The 14,352-nt window shown below is 48.0% G+C and carries 14 protein-coding genes; 13 read left to right on the top strand and 1 reads right to left on the bottom strand.

Annotation, left to right across the window (positions count from 1 at the left end; all coding sequences use genetic code 11):
* The first annotated feature begins 176 nt into the window (after nucleotides 1–176).
* The 4 genes from CWC46_RS18320 (at nucleotide 177) to CWC46_RS18335 (ending at nucleotide 3,372) form a co-directional block, all read left to right on the top strand.
* Nucleotides 177–1,070 (top strand): amino acid ABC transporter substrate-binding protein, encoded by an 894-nt coding sequence (locus CWC46_RS18320; RefSeq protein ID WP_021015099.1) that lies wholly within the window; start codon nucleotides 177–179, stop codon nucleotides 1,068–1,070.
* Nucleotides 1,071–1,229: 159 nt separating this feature from the next.
* Entirely contained in the window at nucleotides 1,230–1,970 is a 741-nt protein-coding gene (locus CWC46_RS18325; RefSeq protein WP_021015098.1) for an amino acid ABC transporter permease, read from the top strand.
* A gap of 2 nt (nucleotides 1,971–1,972) precedes the next feature.
* On the top strand, nucleotides 1,973–2,647 hold the full coding sequence (gltK, locus tag CWC46_RS18330) for a glutamate/aspartate ABC transporter permease GltK (RefSeq protein ID WP_021015097.1): 675 nt from the start codon (nucleotides 1,973–1,975) through the stop codon (nucleotides 2,645–2,647).
* A complete protein-coding gene (locus CWC46_RS18335; protein ID WP_021015096.1) occupies nucleotides 2,647–3,372 on the top strand; it encodes an amino acid ABC transporter ATP-binding protein in 726 nt (241 codons plus the stop codon). The genes gltK and CWC46_RS18335 overlap by 1 nt, the downstream gene beginning before the upstream one ends.
* 54 nt (nucleotides 3,373–3,426) lie before the next feature.
* Here CWC46_RS18335 and CWC46_RS18340 read toward each other — a convergent pair whose 3' ends face one another.
* Entirely contained in the window at nucleotides 3,427–3,909 is a 483-nt protein-coding gene (locus CWC46_RS18340) for a zinc ribbon-containing protein (protein WP_021015095.1), read from the bottom strand.
* Nucleotides 3,910–4,217: 308 nt separating this feature from the next.
* On the opposite strand from CWC46_RS18340, the gene leuS reads away from it, so the two are divergent.
* The 9 genes from leuS (at nucleotide 4,218) to rlpA (ending at nucleotide 14,167) form a co-directional block, all read left to right on the top strand.
* Nucleotides 4,218–6,800, top strand: coding sequence for a leucine--tRNA ligase (gene leuS / locus CWC46_RS18345; protein ID WP_021015094.1), 2,583 nt, complete (start codon nucleotides 4,218–4,220; stop codon nucleotides 6,798–6,800).
* Between the two features lie 10 nt (nucleotides 6,801–6,810).
* Complete coding sequence (gene lptE / locus CWC46_RS18350; RefSeq protein WP_021015093.1) at nucleotides 6,811–7,368, top strand: LPS assembly lipoprotein LptE; 558 nt, start codon at nucleotides 6,811–6,813, stop codon at nucleotides 7,366–7,368.
* On the top strand, nucleotides 7,365–8,399 hold the full coding sequence (gene holA, locus CWC46_RS18355) for a DNA polymerase III subunit delta (protein WP_021015092.1): 1,035 nt from the start codon (nucleotides 7,365–7,367) through the stop codon (nucleotides 8,397–8,399). Before lptE ends, holA begins: the two co-directional genes overlap by 4 nt.
* A 1-nt stretch (nucleotide 8,400) precedes the next feature.
* Entirely contained in the window at nucleotides 8,401–9,060 is a 660-nt protein-coding gene (gene nadD, locus CWC46_RS18360; RefSeq protein WP_021015091.1) for a nicotinate-nucleotide adenylyltransferase, read from the top strand.
* A 150-nt stretch (nucleotides 9,061–9,210) separates the two neighbouring features.
* On the top strand, nucleotides 9,211–9,528 hold the full coding sequence (gene rsfS, locus CWC46_RS18365) for a ribosome silencing factor (protein WP_021015090.1): 318 nt from the start codon (nucleotides 9,211–9,213) through the stop codon (nucleotides 9,526–9,528).
* Between the two features lies 1 nt (nucleotide 9,529).
* Nucleotides 9,530–10,000, top strand: a complete 471-nt coding sequence (gene rlmH, locus CWC46_RS18370) for a 23S rRNA (pseudouridine(1915)-N(3))-methyltransferase RlmH (protein WP_021015089.1) — start codon at nucleotides 9,530–9,532, stop codon at nucleotides 9,998–10,000.
* Nucleotides 10,001–10,036: 36 nt separating this feature from the next.
* On the top strand, nucleotides 10,037–11,941 hold the full coding sequence (gene mrdA, locus CWC46_RS18375; protein ID WP_021015088.1) for a peptidoglycan DD-transpeptidase MrdA: 1,905 nt from the start codon (nucleotides 10,037–10,039) through the stop codon (nucleotides 11,939–11,941).
* Between the two features lie 9 nt (nucleotides 11,942–11,950).
* Entirely contained in the window at nucleotides 11,951–13,063 is a 1,113-nt protein-coding gene (gene mrdB / locus CWC46_RS18380) for a peptidoglycan glycosyltransferase MrdB (RefSeq protein WP_021015087.1), read from the top strand.
* A gap of 9 nt (nucleotides 13,064–13,072) precedes the next feature.
* Nucleotides 13,073–14,167, top strand: coding sequence for an endolytic peptidoglycan transglycosylase RlpA (gene rlpA, locus CWC46_RS18385; RefSeq protein WP_021015086.1), 1,095 nt, complete (start codon nucleotides 13,073–13,075; stop codon nucleotides 14,165–14,167).
* Nucleotides 14,168–14,352 lie beyond the last annotated feature (185 nt).

The raw sequence follows: 14,352 nt of genomic DNA on the forward strand, positions 1-14,352 counted from the left end.
GTGTTTTGGTGCGGCACGCCTCTCAAAAAACAAACATTTCCGTTTCAATATATTCACAATCCGCTATTTTTTAACAGTACAGTGTTTTTTTCGCTCTTTAGCGGTGCACGTTTTTTGTATCGCTTGAGATCAAATTATCATTTAATGGCTTAGCACCACAGCAAAGGAGTTAGAACATGCAACTGCGTAAACTGGCACTCTCACTACTTCTGATTGGTACCGCGAGTAGTCTGGCTCATGCAGATGACCTAACTGGCACCCTGAAGAAAGTGAAAGACAATGGTGTTATCGTTATTGGCCACCGTGAATCATCTGTGCCATTTTCTTACTATGATAACCAGCAGAAAGTTATCGGTTATTCTCAGGCGTACTCCAATAAAATTGTTGAGGCAGTCAAAAAGAAAATAGGTGCACCCAATCTTCAAGTAAAACTTATTCCTATTACTTCTCAAAACCGTATTCCATTATTGCAAAACGGGACGTTCGATTTGGAATGTGGTTCTACAACCAATAACCTGGAACGCCAGAAACAAGTTGATTTCTCCGATACTATTTTCATTATAGGTACGCGTCTGCTAACCAATCGAAATTCAGGTATTAAAGATTTTCCTGATTTAGCGGGTAAAGCCGTTGTGGTAACAGCCGGTACTACTTCTGAAATTCTGCTGAATAAGCTCAATGACGAGAAGCATATGAAAATGCGCATCATCAGTGCCAAAGACCATGGCGACTCTTTCCGTACACTGGAAAGCGGACGTGCCGTAGCTTTTATGATGGATGATGCCTTGTTGGCCGGTGAACGCGCCAAGTCAAAAAAACCTGACCAGTGGGTAATTGTTGGTACGCCACAGTCACAGGAAGCCTATGGCTGTATGCTGCGTAAAGATGATCCCCAGTTCAAGAAACTGGTCGATGACACTATTGCTCAAATTCAAACCTCTGGTGAAGCAGAAAAATGGTTTGATCGCTGGTTCAAACAGCCAATTCCACCTAAAGGTCTGAACATGAACTTCACGCTGTCAGATCAAATGAAAGCATTATTCAAGGCACCGAACGACAAAGCGTTGTAAACGAATTAATAATGAAAATAAGGGCAGTTTTTTCTGCTTTATGATTGCTGATTCGTGGCAAGACAGACAGGCATAGGGTGGTCGTTCCCCACCCTGTGTTCATCGCCACTCATCAATCTTCAGGGTAGCTTCGCTACCCTTTTTTTACCGGAGTTTGTTATGTCAATAGATTGGAACTGGGGTATTTTCCTGCAAGCCGCCCCGTTCGGGAATACGACTTATCTCGGGTGGATTATTTCTGGCCTTGAGGTCACGGTGGCCCTCTCCTTATGTGCCTGGGTCATCGCATTTATACTGGGTTCGCTCTTCGGTATTCTACGTACCGTACCTAATCGGTTTATTGCCAGTATCGGTACCTGTTATGTTGAACTTTTCCGTAATGTCCCACTAATTGTACAATTTTTCAGTTGGTACCTGGTTGTGCCAGAGTTGTTGCCTTCCAGTATTGGTACCTGGTTTAAAGCTGAGTTAGATCCCAACATCCAGTTTTTTGTATCTTCCATGCTTTGCCTCGGCATGTTTACTGCGGCTCGTGTTTGTGAACAGGTACGTGCGGGCATTCAGTCTTTGCCGAGTGGACAAAAAGCAGCAGGACTGGCGATCGGACTGACGCTAATACAAACCTACCGTTATGTGTTACTGCCGAACGCCTATCGAATCATTGTGCCGCCGCTGACATCTGAAATGCTCAACCTGGTCAAAAACTCAGCCATCGCGTCTACTATCGGTCTGGCCGAATTAGCCTCGCAAGCCGGGAGATTGCTCGATTATTCTGCCCACGCCTATGAGTCTTTCACCGCGATTACACTAGCTTACATCGGCATCAACACCATTATCATGCTTATCATGCAAGTGGTTGAAAGAAAAACCCGTTTGCCGGGTAATATGGGGAGCAAATAAGTATGTATGATTTTGACTGGAGCTCAATCGTACCGGGTCTCCCCTACTTGTTACAAGGACTGGGAATTACGTTCAGAATTACCATTACAGCCATAGTTTTCGGCATTATTTGGGGAACTGTCCTGGCAGTGATGCGTCTATCACCACTCAAACCCGTACGCTGGTTTGCCAAACTTTATGTAAACCTGTTTCGTTCAGTACCGTTAGTGATGGTGCTGTTATGGTTCTACCTGATCGTGCCTAATTTATTACAAAATGTATTTGACCTTTCACCGAAAACCGATATTCGGTTGGTATCCGCTATAGTGGCCTTCTCATTATTCGAGGCAGCCTATTATTCGGAAATTATCCGTGCGGGTATTCAGAGTATATCCCGCGGTCAATCCTCGGCAGCCTTGGCTCTGGGAATGACACATTGGCAATCCATGAAGCTGGTCATTCTGCCACAAGCGTTTCGCGCCATGGTTCCATTATTGCTGACACAAGGTATAGTCCTGTTCCAGGATACCTCGCTGGTATATGTACTCAGCCTGGCTGATTTCTTTCGCACCGCGTCCACTATCGGTGAGCGTGACGGAACTCAGGTTGAGATGATTTTGTTTGCCGGATTTGTTTATTTTATTATCAGCATTTCTGCATCGATGCTGGTCAATTACCTGAAGAAAAGGACGGTTTGATGATTTTCCTGAAAAATATTTCTAAATGGTATGGTCACTTTCAGGTTCTTACCGACTGTTCCACAGAAGTAAAAAAAGGTGAGGTAGTCGTCGTTTGCGGGCCGTCTGGCTCTGGAAAATCGACACTAATCAAAGCCGTTAATGGCCTGGAACCGATCCAACGAGGGCAGATTGAAGTTAACGGTATTATTGTTAATGACAAACGGACCAATCTGGCTCAGTTACGTTCCAAAGTGGGGATGGTATTTCAGCATTTTGAACTGTTTCCTCATCTTTCCATTATCGATAACCTCACACTGGCGCAGATTAAAGTGCTCAAACGCCAGAGTGAGCCAGCACGCGACAAGGCACTGAAATTACTGGATCGTGTTGGGTTATCCGCACATGCCAATAAATATCCAGGCCAGTTATCCGGTGGTCAGCAGCAGCGTGTGGCCATTGCCCGAGCCCTGTGCATGGACCCGATAGCCATGTTGTTTGATGAACCAACCTCAGCGCTGGATCCTGAAATGATCAATGAAGTGCTGGATGTCATGGTTGAACTGGCGCAGGAAGGGATGACCATGATGGTCGTCACTCACGAAATGGGCTTTGCCCGTAAAGTGGCACACCGAGTCATTTTCATGGATGAGGGCAAAATCATTGAGGATACGCGTAAGGATGATTTCTTTAGTAATCCTCAATCCGAGCGAGCCAAAGATTTTCTGGCGAAAATACTGCATTAAGCCTTCCAGCGAGAGTGTCATCGACACCCTCGCTGCTTCTCCATGACCAGAAACTCATGGTTGGAAAGGCTGCCGATGAAACTGATTGTGAGAACACTTAGGACAAAGTGGCAACACTTCCGGGGTATAAAACGCAATATGATGATGACACTTCTCACAAACCAGATTGCCTAACCCGACGACTTCACCACTATTATAGATACCATGGTGGTTGACATCTTTGAAAATTTCCCGCCATTCAAGCTGGGTTTTATCTGTGATATCCGCCAGTTCCTGCCATAGGCTTTCTTTAATCACCCGCATAAATACACTATCAGTAACCGCCTCCTGATTTTCTTCATAGCTACGGGCAAACTCTTCCAGATCGCGCCGTATCGCCTGCATCACCAGTTCAATTTCTTTCTGCGTCAGCTCATTGCTTTCCTGTAACATCTTCCTGGCATTAGACACCAGGCTATCCAAATCCCGCTCACCATTCTTCAAGTGTTCGGACACTGAAGACATCAGTTCACGGTAATAGTGGGCGACTTTGTTCATAGCAACTCCTTAGCGATTCTGGTGAATAAAACGTTTGCCGAGAGTGAATATCCACCACCAGGGGGTAACCTTCACTGATGAATCAATAAGCTATCTTTTCATTTTAGATCATTTCCTCTCCACAACCGGGAGCCGTACCCAAATATGAACAAATTTACAGCGTTCATACCCATCAATGCATAAATCTGCGCCTGACTGACTCAGGGTGTTGTTGCTCCACTCGCTTATCAGCTATGCTATGCGGATCTTTTGATTGAAACAAACATGCTACTGGCGTAGCTATTATCACCATAGGACCCCTGGCAGCCATGCAAGAGCAATACCGCCCAGAAGAAATAGAAGCGCACGTCCAGCTTCACTGGCAAGAGAAGCAGACGTTTAAAGTGACCGAAGAACCCGGCAAGGAAAAATATTACTGTCTTTCCATGCTACCTTATCCTTCTGGCCGTCTACATATGGGACACGTTCGTAATTACACCATTGGCGATGTCATCTCCCGTTATCAACGCATGTTGGGGAAAAATGTTCTACAGCCTATTGGCTGGGATGCATTCGGTTTGCCCGCGGAAGGCGCAGCGGTAAAAAACAACACCGCCCCCGCCCCCTGGACCTACGCCAATATTGAATATATGAAGAACCAGCTGAAACTGCTGGGTTTTGGCTATGATTGGAACCGTGAACTCGCTACCTGCCAACCTGATTACTATCGTTGGGAACAATGGTTTTTCACCAAACTGTACGAAAAAGGCCTGGTTTATAAGAAAACCTCCGCAGTAAACTGGTGCCCGAACGACCAGACGGTACTGGCCAACGAGCAGGTTATTGATGGTTGCTGCTGGCGCTGTGACACCAAGGTCGAGCGTAAAGAGATTCCACAGTGGTTCATAAAAATCACTGCCTACGCGGATCAGCTGTTGAACGATCTGGATACGCTGGAAAGCTGGCCGGAACAGGTCAAAACCATGCAGCGTAACTGGATTGGCCGTTCTGAAGGTGTGGAGATCACCTTTGATGTGGCTGACAGCGACCAAAAACTGACCGTTTATACCACTCGCCCGGATACCTTTATGGGTGTCACTTATGTGGCTGTGGCTGCGGGTCATCCGTTAGCCTCACAGGCTGCAGAACATAACCCGGCACTACAGGATTTCATTGCCGAATGCCGTAATACCAAAGTTGCCGAAGCTGACATGGCGACGATGGAGAAAAAAGGTGTCGCTACCGGTCTATTCGCTATTCATCCATTATCCGGGGAAAAAGTCCCGGTGTGGGTGGCTAACTTTGTACTAATGGAATACGGTACTGGCGCAGTGATGGCCGTTCCAGGACATGACCAGCGTGACTGGGAATTCGCCACTAAATACCACCTGTCGATTAAGCCTGTGATTCTGGTGTCTGATGGAAGTACTCCGGACCTTTCTGCCCAGGCAATGACTGAAAAGGGTCGCCTGGTCAATTCTGGCGAGTTTGATGGTCTGGAGTTCGACGCTGCTTTTAACGCCATTGCCGACAAACTGGTCGAGTTGGGTGTTGGCCAACGAAAAGTGAATTATCGTCTGCGTGATTGGGGTGTATCTCGCCAGCGTTACTGGGGCGCACCCATCCCGATGATCACACTGGAAGATGGAACTGTCATTCCAGCCCCAGCGGATCAGTTACCGATAATACTGCCGGAAGATGTGGTGATGGACGGGATTACCAGTCCAATTAAAGCCGACCCCAATTGGGCAAAAACCACAGTTAATGGTCAGCCAGCACTGCGTGAAACCGATACTTTCGATACGTTCATGGAGTCATCCTGGTACTACGCACGTTATACCTGTCCGCAATATGATCAGGGTATGCTTGATCCGGCGGCGGCCAATTACTGGTTGCCGGTCGATCAGTATGTCGGCGGTATTGAACATGCCATCATGCACCTGATGTATTTCCGCTTCTTCCATAAACTGATGCGTGATGCTGGTATGGTGAACTCTGATGAACCGGCCAAACGGCTGCTATGTCAGGGTATGGTACTGGCTGATGCCTTCTATTACATTGGCACGAATGGTGAACGTATCTGGATATCACCTGCCGACGTTACCATAGAGCGTGACGAGAAAGGACGCATTGTTAAGGCATTTGATACCGAAGGTCGTGAGCTGGTGTATGCCGGTATGAGTAAAATGTCGAAATCGAAAAATAACGGCATTGACCCTCAGACCATGGTAGAGAAATACGGTGCCGACACCGTACGCCTGTTTATGATGTTTGCCTCCCCGGCAGAAATGACGCTGGAGTGGCAAGAATCTGGTGTAGAAGGCGCTAATCGTTTCCTGAAACGTGTCTGGAAACAAGTCTTCGATCACACAGGGAAAGGGGCCACACTACCTTTGGATATTGCTTCGATTACCGAAGATCAGAAATCCTTGCGTCGAGACCTGCATAAAACCATCGCCAAAGTCACCGATGACATTGGCCGTCGGCAAACCTTTAACACCGCTATCGCTGCTATTATGGAGCTGATGAATAAACTGGCCCGCGCACCGCAGGAAAGCATTCAGGACCGTGCCTTGACGCAGGAAGTGTTACAGGCAGTAGTTCGTATGCTTTACCCATTCACACCACACATCTGCTTTACGCTGTGGCAGGCGTTGCATGGTGAAGGTGATATTGATAAGGCCCCATGGCCGATTGCTGATGAACAGGCTATGGTGGAAGACTCCAAACTGGTTGTGGTTCAGGTCAATGGGAAAGTACGTGGCAGAATCACCGTAGCGGCAGAGGCTACTGAACAACAGGTACGCGATCGCGCCGCACAGGAACCACTGGTGGCGAAATATCTGGACGGCGTCACTGTTCGTAAGGTGATTTATGTCCCGGGCAAACTGCTTAACCTGGTTGTGGGTTAAGGGAGGTACAGTGCGACACCCACTATTAACGTTGTTGCTGGGGCTAGTGGTCTTGGTTACCGCCGGTTGCGGATTCCATCTTCGCGGTACGACCCAAGTACCGTCACAGTTACATGACCTGATCCTGGATACAGGCGACCCCTATGGCCCGGTATCTCGCGCCATTCGGGAACAACTGCGTCTCAATAATATTAATATTGTTGAGAATGCGAGCCGTCGGGACGTACCCTCTCTACGTATTATTGGAGAATCTTCGACACGTAATGCTGTTTCTGTTTTCCAGGATGGTAAAGCCGCCGAATACCAATGGGTTATGGAATTAAAAGCGCAGGTTCTGATACCCGGGGATGATATCTATCCGCTCAATGTCAGAGTGTTTAGTACTTTCTTTGATAACTCGCTTGCCGCGTTGGCAAAAGATGCGGAACAAGACATTATCCTTCAGGAAATGCGTGACCGAGCTGCACAGAAGTTGGTCCGTGAGCTTTTGACCATCAAAGGAAAACAGGAAATGAAAAACAAGCAGAAGGATAAGGTCATCACACCATCTACACCAGCTCATTCATGATCCGTATCTATCCTGAACAACTTGCCGCCCAACTCCGCGAAGGGTTGCGCGGTTGTTATCTGACTTTTGGCAATGAGCCGCTTTTATTGCAAGAAAGCCTGGACAACATTCGTGCTGTTGCCCAACAGCAGGCGTTTCATGAACATTTCAGTTTTACACTGGATAACAATACCGATTGGGATGCCATTTTTTCTACCTGCCAGTCCCTCAGTCTATTTGCTTCCCGGCAGACATTGTTATTGGTCTTACCGGAAAATGGTCCCAGCGCATCAATGAATGAACAGCTGGTGAAGCTGTCTGAATTCTTGCACCCTGACATATTGCTGATGCTCAGGGGAAACCGGTTGACAAAATCTCAGGAAAACAGCGTCTGGTTTAAAACATTATCGCAAAACAATGTTTACATCCCGTGTATAACACCAGAGCAAGAGCAATTGCCACGTTGGGTTGCGCAGCGCGCCAAAACCATGAAGCTGGAGCTGGATGACCCCGCCAGTCAATTAATCTGCTACTACTATGAAGGGAATCTATTGGCACTGGTACAGGCATTAGAGCGTCTTTCCCTGCTTTATCCTGATGGTAAACTGACACTGCCACGGGTGGAACACACTGTAGATGATGCCGCACATTTCACACCATACCATTGGCTCGATGCACTACTTGGCGGGAAAAGCAAACGCGCCTGGCATATTTTGCAGCAATTGCGTCAGGAAGAGTGTGAACCGGTTATTTTATTACGTACCGTGCAGCGGGAATTGTTGTTGTTGTTGACACTAAAACGCCAAATGAGTGCCACACCATTACGCGCACTACTCGATCAACATAAGGTTTGGCAAAACCGTCGGGCATTGCTTACACAAGCACTACAGCGTTTATCTTTACTTCAGCTACAACAGGCAATAGGTTTACTGGCTAAGTTGGAAATTACACTGAAACAGAATTACGGGCAATCTGTCTGGTCCGAACTGGAAACATTAGCAATGATCCTGTGCGGCAAAGCGTTACCCACAAGCCTGCTTGAGGTTTACTAGTTTGTCGAGATTTACACCTAGACCACCGTTAACAGCTTATTTCGGTGGCACATTTGATCCCATCCATTATGGTCATCTACGCCCGGTAACTGCGCTTGCTACCCAGGTAGGATTACAACGCATTACGCTACTGCCAAATAATGTTCCACCACATCGTGAACAACCCGAAGCCAGCGCACTCCAGCGCAAACAGATGGTCGAACTGGCGATAAAAGATAATCCGCTGTTTAACGTAGATGATCGGGAATTACAACGCGAGACGCCTTCTTATACCATCGATACCCTCGAAGAACTGCGGCAGGAAAAAGGGCCAGACGCCCCACTGGCGTTTATCATCGGCCAGGATTCACTGTTTACACTACATCACTGGCACCGGTGGCAAGATATTCTTGGACAGTGTCACCTGCTGGTTTGCGCTCGCCCCGGTTACAAACAGCAACTCTCTACACCGGAAATGCAGCGCTGGTTGGAAGCCCACCATACCTACGATCCACAGCACCTACACCAAATTCCCAATGGATTGATATATCTGGCTGATACACCATTGCAACCTATCTCTGCCACCGAGATACGTCAACGGCGTCAGCAAGGACTCGATTGCCACGACCTGCTCCCCCCCACCGTACTGAATTATATTGACACATACCACTTATACCGATAGTGACGGCTTTATATCACTCACCCTAAGTGCGTGATATACTCCGCCGCTGGTTTCAACCACAGGTCCTGTGGTGGTTACGCGGGTATTCAAACTGATGCCACGCAATCCCAGTCAGGCTTCAGTTGATTAACAGTAACCCAGGGGGAACCTTTGCAAAACCAAGCACTCCAAGACTTCGTTATCAATAAAATTGATGACCTGAAAGGTCAGGATATTATTGCGCTGGATGTTCAGGGCAAATCCAGTATTACTGATTGCATGATCATTTGTACTGGTACGTCCAGTCGCCACGTTATGTCCATTGCTGACTATGTAGTACAGCAGTCCCGCTCTGCCGGCTTGATCCCGCTGGGTGTTGAAGGCGAGAACGTTGCTGACTGGGTGGTGGTTGACCTGGGCGACGTGATGGTGCATGTCATGCAGGAAGAGAGTCGCCACCTGTACGAACTGGAAAAACTCTGGGGTTAGTATGAAACTGCAACTGGTCGCCGTCGGTACTAAAATGCCAGACTGGGTGCAAGCCGGATTTACTGATTACCTGCGCCGTTTCCCTAAAGATATGCCACTCGAACTGATAGAAATTCCAGCCGGGAAACGGGGTAAAAATGCAGATATCAAACGTATTCTGGAACGAGAAGGCGAGCAAATGCTTGCTGCTGTGGGTAAAGGTAACCGTATTGTGACGCTTGATATCCCAGGGGCACCATGGGATACGCCTTATCTGGCGCAACAGTTAGAGCGCTGGAAACAGGATGGCCGGGATGTCAGTCTGTTAATCGGTGGGCCTGAAGGATTATCTCCTGAATGCAAGGAGGCGGCGGAACAAAGCTGGTCATTGTCACCGTTAACGTTACCCCATCCGCTGGTGCGGGTACTGGTTGCTGAAAGCCTGTACCGCGCCTGGAGCATTACTACAAATCACCCTTACCACCGGGAGTAAGGCGATATGATGAACTACGTTAAGTAAAATCGCCGGATGAAAATAGAACATAACCCTTTCCGTGATTATACCGCTGAAGCAGCTCTGTTTGTTCGTCGCGCATTTGTGGCGTTTTTAGGCATCGTGCTACTTACCGGTATTCTCATCGCCAATCTTTATCATCTGCAAATTTCACGTTTTGACGATTATCGTACCCGTTCCAATGAAAACCGCATCAAACTGGTCCCTATCGCACCCAGTCGCGGCATCATATATGATCGCAATGGCATCCCTCTGGCACTCAATCGCACAATCTATCAGCTAGAGCTGGTCCCAGAAAAAGTCACCAATCTCGATGCCACACTGAACGCATTGAAGCCTATCGTTAATCTGACAGATGAAGATATCGATAACTTCAAAAAAGAGCGTAAACACTCACGCCGTTTTGCCTCCATACCTTTAAAAACCGACCTGAATGAAATTCAGGTGGCACGTTTCTCGGTGAATCAATATCGTTTTCCCGGTGTTGAGGTGAAAGGATATCAACACCGCTACTACCCTTATGGTTCCGCACTGACTCACGTTCTCGGTTATGTTTCAAAAATTAACGATAAAGACCTTGAACGACTGGATAAAGAAGGCAAACTGGCCGACTATGCCGCGACCCACGACATTGGTAAGCTGGGCATTGAACATTATTATGAAACGCAGCTGCACGGAAAACCCGGCTACGAAGAAGTAGAAGTTAACAATCGGGGACGGGTCATCAGGCAACTGCATGAACAACCACCGCAAGCGGGAAAAGACATCTACCTGACGATTGACCTGAATCTGCAGACTTATATCGAAAAACTACTGGTGGGAAGCCGAGCAGCAGTAATTGTTACCGATCCGCGGGACGGTAGCATATTGGCGATGGTATCCACGCCCAGTTATGACCCGAATCCATTTGTGGATGGCATTTCCAGTAAAAATTACCGCGCCTTACTCGATAACCCCGACCGGCCCTTGATTAACCGGGCCACTCAAGGCGTGTATCCTCCAGCCTCCACCGTAAAACCCTATATTGCGGTTTCAGCTCTGAGTGCCGGTGTTATTACGCCCTACACTTCCTTGTTTGACCCTGGTTGGTGGCAATTGCCAGGATCCGAGAAACGTTTCCGAGACTGGAAACGATGGGGTCATGGCCGACTGAATCTGACCAAGGCACTGGAGGAATCCGCTGATACCTTCTTTTATCAAGTCGCTTATGATATGGGGATTGATCGCCTGTCCGAATGGATGACCAAGTTTGGTTACGGCCAATATACCGGTATTGATATATCCGAGGAACGTGCAGGCACCATGCCGACACGCGCCTGGAAATTGAAACGATATAAAAAACCCTGGTATCAGGGTGATACCATACCGGTGGGGATTGGTCAGGGTTACTGGACAGCGACGCCGATCCAGATGATGAAAGCACTGATGACCCTGATTAATGATGGGCAGGTGAAAACCCCGCATCTGTTGGGCAGTATCAGGGAAAATGGCGTATTAGTCCCTTACCGTCAAACCACCCATCAGCAAATTGGCGATATCCACTCCGGTTACTGGGAAATCGCCAAAGATGGCATGTATGGCGTAGCAAACCGTCCCAACGGGACGGCATATAAAAATTTTGCCAACTCTTCTTATAAGATCGCGGCTAAATCAGGGACTGCACAGGTATTCGGACTGAAAGCGAACGAAACCTATAACGCACATAAAATTTCAGAGCGATTACGCGATCATAAGCTGATGGTCGCTTTTGCACCTTATAATAATCCCAGAATCGCGGTATCCGTCGTTCTGGAAAACGGCGGTGCAGGCGCATCTGTAGGGACTATCACGCGCCAGATTCTCGACCATATTATGTTAGGTGATAACAATACAATACTACCGGATGCGCCCCCCTCGCCACCCGGCAGTGAAACCGAGTAAGAGATACCCATGACCGAAAGTCAACAACAAGGCTCGTTCTGGACCAAGCTTCATATCGACCTTCCTTTTCTCCTTGGCATTATGGGATTGTTGGGTTATAGCCTGATAGTCATGTGGAGTGCCAGCGGGCAGGATGTTGGCATGATGGAGCGCAAGATCGCTCAGGTCGTGCTGGGGCTCGTGATGATGATCATCATGGCTCAAATTCCCCCCAGGGTTTATGAAAGCTGGGCACCCTATTTATACATTATCTGTTTCATTTTATTGGTAATGGTCGATATCTTCGGACAAATCAGTAAAGGGGCCCAACGCTGGCTGGATCTTGGTGTAGTGCGCTTTCAGCCTTCGGAAATTGCCAAAATCGCAGTACCACTGATGGTAGCGAGGTATATTAACCGCGATATGTGCCCTCCTTCACTGAAAAATACGGCTGTTGCTCTGGTACTGATTTTTGTACCAACGCTGCTGGTTGCGGCACAGCCTGACCTGGGAACATCAATCCTGATTTGTGCCTCAGGGCTTTTTGTCCTGTTTCTGGCTGGAATGAGCTGGCGGCTAATTGCCGTTGCAGCACTACTTGTTGCAGCCTTTATTCCCGTGCTTTGGTTCTTCCTGATGCATGATTACCAACGCGATAGGGTTATGATGTTACTGAATCCGGAAGCTGATCCTCTTGGCGCTGGCTATCATATTATTCAGTCCAAGATTGCCATTGGTTCAGGGGGATTATGGGGAAAAGGCTGGCTGCATGGCACACAGTCACAACTTGAGTTCCTGCCGGAACGGCATACTGACTTCATCTTTGCCGTGTTGGCGGAAGAGCTAGGGTTGATCGGCGTACTGGTTCTACTGGCACTCTATCTGTTCGTGATTATGCGTGGTCTGGTCATCGCAGCCAATGCACAGACCTCCTTCGGTCGGGTTATGGTCGGTGCATTAATGCTGATCTTCTTCGTCTACGTTTTCGTTAATATCGGCATGGTCAGTGGTATTTTGCCAGTAGTCGGTGTACCACTGCCGCTGGTCAGTTATGGCGGATCAGCACTTATCGTATTAATGGCGGGATTCGGCATCGTCATGTCGATACACACTCACCGCAAAATGTTATCCAAAAATCTATAGGGGTGGGAAATGCGTAAGGATTGGTTTTGGATTAGTGTTATCGGCCTGGCGCTTTCTGGCTGTACCGTAACGGAACAACCTCAGTCACCACCACACCAGAAGATATACAGCGGACCAGTAGAAGAGATCGGTGGCGTGGAGCCGCACTATGAGCCCTATAACCCATCCACATTGCAGGACTACGTCGTAAAAGGGCGCACCTATAAGATTGTCAAAAACCCGGAAAACTTCAGAGAAACCGGTCTGGCATCATCGTATTCCAGAGAAGCTTCAGGCAACCGTACCGCCACGGGCGAAGTGTTCGACCCCAACGCATTGACCGCTGCACACCCAACACTACCGATTCCCTGCTACGTGCGAGTAACGAATCTGAGTAATGGGCGCCAACTGGTGGTACGAATCAATGACCGCGGCCCCTATATGCCCGGTCGGATTATTGACTTGTCAAAAGCGGCCAGCGATCGACTGAATATTTCCAACAATACCAAGGTTCAAGTAGATTTTATCAATGTATCTCCCGATGGCTCGCTTTCTGGCCCAGGAACTATTGGTACTCGCGTAGCCAAGCAAAGCTTTGCTTTACCAGAACGTCCCATCCTGGGATCCAGCGAACTTGGTACGCCGGTAATGCAGACTGAAGAACCATCTACCACCACAACAGTCCGCCCTATCAGTAACACAACATTGCAACCTGCGACAAACAACACAAATACAATAGACAACACCTCAGTTTCCCACGGGAGTTTTCTTGGCGCACCAACACCATTGCGCAGCGGCGTACTGGAAGGATCTGAACCCGTATCAACGGTAAACACACCACAGTCGGTGGTATCTGCTGGCAGTACGCCACAACCTCGGTCGTCAGACGGCGGACATTACGTTGTCCAAGTCGGTGCGCTGAGCGATCAACAACGGGCACAGAACTGGTTACGCAGCCTGAACGATCGCTTCCACGTTTCAGGTAAAGTAACGGCTAATGGCGGGCTGTATCGTATTCAGTTAGGCCCATTTAATAATCGACAACAAGCTACTGAACTTCAACAACGCCTGTTAGTCGAAGCTAAACAGCAATCTTTTATCACTGCTGTTCCTGGCACACGATAGCAACAAAATTAAGTGAAAGATGAGGGAAGCTAACTCATTAATCCTTCTTATAAACAAATGGGCGGTCCAAATAAGACAACATGACTGATATCAACAAGATCACGTAACATATTGTCGGATGCCCACACATTTTTCATCTGTTATAGTGTGACTCGTTTTTTAACTTATACCCACGGATGTCGTTG

Origin of the sequence: Prodigiosinella confusarubida (assembly GCF_002847015.1) — a bacterium.
Lineage (GTDB): Bacteria > Pseudomonadota > Gammaproteobacteria > Enterobacterales > Enterobacteriaceae > Prodigiosinella > Prodigiosinella aquatilis.